Raw genomic sequence first — 4,243 nt, 5'->3', positions numbered from 1 at the left:
GGTGATGAGCAGCATGATGATGAAGATCAGTGCCAACGACGCGATGCCGGCGATCACCAGGTCGAACAGGTTGGCGTCGGACATGTCCTTGAAGGTTGCCGCGGTGCCCGCGAGGTAGATCTTGGAGCCCTCCAGCGGGGTCCCCTTGATGGCTTCCTTGGCGGCCTGCTTGATCGCGTCGATGTGCGAGATGCCCTCTGCGCTCATCGGATCGCCCTCGTGGCTGATGATGAAGCGCACCGAGTGCCCGTCGGGGGAGATGAAGTTCTTCATGCCCTTCTTGAACTCGGCATTGTTGAAGATCTCGGGCGGCAGATAGAACGAGTCGTCGTTCTTCGACGCATCGAACGCCTCACCCATCGCGGACTGGTTGTCCTGCATCGCCGCCATCTGGTCCGACATACCCTTTTGGGTTTGGTACATCGTCAGCATCATGGTCTTCATCGACTTCATCGTCGCGAGCATGGGTGGCAGCGATGCCCTCAGCTGCGGCATGAGCCTGTCCAGTGCGTCCAGGTTCGTCACCAGACCGCCCAGCTGATCACTGAGGGCGTCGATGCCGTCCAGGGTGTCGAACACCGACCGCGTCGCCCAGCACAGCGGGATGTCGTAGCAGTGCGGCTCCCAGTAGAGGTACGCGCGGATCGGGCGGAAGAAGTCGTCGAAGTTCGAGATGTTGTCGCGCAGCTCGTTGGTCGTCGCGACCATGTCCTTGGTCTTCAGCGTCAGGTCGTGGGTGACGGCGTTGAGCTGGTCCATCAGGACGAGCATGTGTTCGAGGTTCTCGATCATGCCCTGCATCTCGTCGGCCTGCTTGAGCATGCTGGCAAACGAATCCTGCTGGTACTTCAGGTTCATCTGCTGAGTCGTGCCCTGCATGCTGATCTGGAACGGGATCGACGTGTGTTCGATCGGGGTTCCCAGCGGCCTGGTGATCGCTTGCACCCGCCCGATTCCCGGCGTCTTGAAGACCGCCTTGGCGATCTTGTCGATGACGAGGAAGTCGGCCGAGTTTCGCAGGTCGTGATCGCTCTCGATCATCATCAGCTCGGGATTCATCCGGGCCTGCGAGAAATGTCGATCGGCGGCTGCGTAGCCCTCATTGGCGGGGAGGTCGGCGGGCAGGAAGTGCCGGTCGTTGTAGTCGGTCCGATACCCGGGCAGCGTCAGCAGGCCGATCAGTGCCAGCGCGATCGTGGCGACCAGGATCGCGCCGGGCCAGCGCACGACGAGCGCGCCGATCTTGCGCCAGCCGCGGGTGCGCAGCGCTCGCTTGGGCTCGAGCAGCCCGAAGCGACTCGCGATGGTGACCACCGCGGGCCCGAGCGTCAGCGCGCACGCGACCACGATGATCATCCCGATGGCCAGCGGAATGCCGAGGGTCTGGAAATAGGGCAGTCGGGTGAAGCTCAGGCAGAAGGTCGCGCCTGCGATCGTCAGACCCGAGCCGAGCACCACGTGCGCGGTGCCGTTGAACATCGTGAAGTAGGCGTCTTCTCTGCCTTCGCCCAAACTTCGCGCTTCCTGATATCGGCCGATCAGGAAGATGGCGTAGTCGGTCGCCGCGGCTATCGCAAGGGTGACCAGCAGGTTGGTCGCGAACGTCGAGAGGCCGATGATCTGGTGATAGCCGAGGAAGGCCACGATGCCGCGGGCAGCAGCGAGTTCGAGCACCACCATGACGAGCACGATCAGCACGGTGACGATCGACCGGTAGACCAGCAGAAGCATGACCAAGATGACCGAGAACGTGACGATCTCGATCAATTGCATGCTGCGGTCGCCGGCGATGTTCTGATCAGCGGAGAGCGCGGCGGGCCCGGTGACGTAGGCCTTGATGCCGTCAGGTGGTTTCAGGTCGTCCACGATCTTTGACACGGCATCGACGGACTCGTTGGCCAGGGCCTCACCCTGATTGCCGGCGAGGTACACCTGGACGTACATCGCCTTGCCGTCGTTGCTCTGCGAACCCGCCGCCGACAGTGGGTCGCTCCACATGTCGTTGACGTGCTCGACGTGCTTGGTGTCGGCCTCGAGCTTGCGGACCATGCCGTCGTAGAAGTCGTGCGCGTCCTGGCCGAGCTTGTCCTGGCCCTCCAGCACGATCATGACCGAGCTGTTGGACTTGAACTCCTTGAACGTGGCACCGATGTGCTGCATCGAGATGACCGACGGCGCGTCGTTGGGGCTCATCGACACCGACCGCATCTTGCCGACCTCTTCGAGCTGCGGAACGAGGACGTTTCCGAGCGCGATGATGATGATCCAGCCGAGGATGATCGGCAGGGCAAGCGTGCGGATCAGCTGCGGTAGCCGATGGCGTGTCGGATCCACGGACGGTCCTGCCGTCGGGATCGCGTCCGTCGTTGGCTCGTGGTCGGATGTGCGGTCGTGGGGTGTCGTCATGCGTTCTTCACCAGGCAGAAGGTCTGGGCGTTCACGCCGGTGGTGGTCTTTTCGTCCTTGACTTCGTCGTCCACGGTGATGCGGCAGGAGATGGAATCACCGTCGCCTGCCGCGACGATGTTCGGCAGGACCGACGGTGCGGTCGTGCTCAGCGTGAGCGACCACGGCAGGGAGGCGCCGTCGACGCGGATCGGCTTGGAGTCCAGGTCGAGGTAGTTGATGTCCGCGTAGCTGCCCGGTCCGAAGATCTCGTACTTGACGACCTTGGGATTGAAGGGCTCGGCGTCGTCTGCGAAGTTCTTCGGTGTAACGAGGATGGGATTCATGCCGAAGAACGTGCGTACCCGGTGCACCGTGAAGCCGGCGACCAGGAGGACGATCACGATCACGATGGGTATCCACGCTCTTCGCAATACCTTGGTCATAACCCCTACTCGGAACGATTCGCTGGATTGAAATGAGAGATTAGCCTATATAACTGTATTGTGGTTAACGAGGCGTGCCGCCCATCGTCGCCTTTTTCGTGACGCCAGGCACAACGGTTTTACGGTGTGACCCAACCGCCTTGGGTCGAGCACTTGCGCAAGACAATTGGAATGGGGATACGATTCCGGCTATGAAGGCCTTGACGCGGACTGGACTCGCAACGGCAATTGCCGCCTTCTCGCTGGCTGCGGCCGCGGCAGGCACGGCGCACGCCGATCCAGACACTGACTTCACCAATCAGCTGCACACCTATGGTCTCTACGGTCCCAAGGACTACAACGCGTGGATCGGCAAGATCCAGTGCAAGCGGCTGTCGACGGGCCTTGACGCCAACGCCGGCGAGGCGGCGGTCTTCCTGAAGAAGAACCTGGCGCGGGGCAGCTCCGAGCAGCAGATCTACCAGTTCCTCTCGGCGGGAATCGACTTCTACTGCCCGGATCAGCGGCACGTGGTCGACAGCCTGGCGGGGAACGTCCCAGCGACGCACCCGCCTGCGGGTGCGCCGCTACCCGCCGAGCAGTAACGAAGGGCGGGCGCCTGCCCGGAACCGACTTCGTAACGGTGGACGGCAGGCCGGCGGTGCACTTCTCCGCTCTGCCGTCCACCTGCACGTAACCGTCACACCGTGACCGTCACCGGGCCGACGTTCCAGATGTCGTCGCAGTACTCCTCGATCGCGCGATCCGATGAGAACTTTCCACTGCGGGCCGAGTTCAGGATGGACATCCGCGACCACGCATCCTTGTCCTGCCACGCCGCGGCCACCCTGTCCTGACATTCCACGTACGACGCGTAGTCGGCCACCACCAGGAACGGGTCGTCGTTGCGCAGGTTGTCGACCAGCGGACGGAACACCTCGGTGTCGCCGTGCGAGAACTGCCCGGAGGAGATCAGCCCGAGGACGGCCCGGAGCTCGTCGTTGCCGTCGATGTAGTCGGCGGGCCGGTACCCGTTGGACTTGACCTGTTCGACCTCCGACTCGGTCAGCCCGAACAGGAAGAAGTTCTCGGCCCCCGCCTCTTCGCGGATCTCGACGTTGGCGCCGTCCAGCGTTCCGATGGTCAGCGCTCCGTTGAGCATGAACTTCATGTTGCCCGTGCCCGACGCCTCCTTGCCTGCGGTCGAGATCTGTTCGGACAGATTGGCCGCGGGATAGATGAGATGGGCGTTCTGCACGTTGAAGTTGGGCACGAAGGCCACCTTCATGTACCGGTTGACCTCGGGGTCGTTGTTGACCGTCTCGCCAACGGCGTTGATCAGCTTGATGATTCGCTTGGCCATGAAATAACCGGGTGCCGCCTTGCCGCCGAAGACGTAGGCGCGTGGCGCAATCTCGAGCCCCGGATTCGTC

The 4,243-nt window shown here is 62.6% G+C and carries 4 protein-coding genes; 1 reads left to right on the top strand and 3 read right to left on the bottom strand.

Features of this window, described 5'->3' with window-relative positions; all coding sequences use genetic code 11:
• Both ACRDUX_RS13125 and ACRDUX_RS13120 read right to left on the bottom strand, forming a co-directional pair.
• Positions 1–2,406: MMPL/RND family transporter (locus ACRDUX_RS13125; protein WP_526414462.1), on the bottom strand; the 2,406-nt coding region annotated here is incomplete at its 3' end.
• The gene (locus tag ACRDUX_RS13120) at positions 2,403–2,831 is read right to left on the bottom strand and encodes an MmpS family transport accessory protein (RefSeq protein WP_526414461.1); all 429 of its coding nucleotides are present in this window, start codon (positions 2,829–2,831) and stop codon (positions 2,403–2,405) included. The genes ACRDUX_RS13125 and ACRDUX_RS13120, both read right to left, overlap by 4 nt.
• Positions 2,832–3,022: 191 nt before the next feature.
• Here ACRDUX_RS13120 and ACRDUX_RS13115 point away from each other — a divergent pair, with 191 nt between their 5' ends.
• Positions 3,023–3,415, top strand: coding sequence for a DUF732 domain-containing protein (locus tag ACRDUX_RS13115; RefSeq protein ID WP_526414460.1), 393 nt, complete (start codon positions 3,023–3,025; stop codon positions 3,413–3,415).
• Between the two features lie 95 nt (positions 3,416–3,510).
• Here ACRDUX_RS13115 and ACRDUX_RS13110 read toward each other — a convergent pair.
• A partial coding sequence (locus tag ACRDUX_RS13110; RefSeq protein ID WP_526414459.1) for a glycogen/starch/alpha-glucan phosphorylase occupies positions 3,511–4,243 on the bottom strand: 733 nt, incomplete at its 5' end.

This window comes from Mycobacterium sp. (assembly GCF_050701675.1).
GTDB lineage: Bacteria > Actinomycetota > Actinomycetes > Mycobacteriales > Mycobacteriaceae > Mycobacterium.
This window is presented reverse-complemented; position numbering and strand designations above follow the sequence as displayed.

Excerpts from the sequence above, each read along its gene's own strand:
- ACRDUX_RS13120 (WP_526414461.1), bottom strand. The coding sequence starts at position 2,831 with ATGACCAAGGTATTGCGAAGAGCGTGGATACCCATCGTGATCGTGATC.
- ACRDUX_RS13115 (WP_526414460.1), top strand. The coding sequence starts at position 3,023 with ATGAAGGCCTTGACGCGGACTGGACTCGCAACGGCAATTGCCGCCTTC.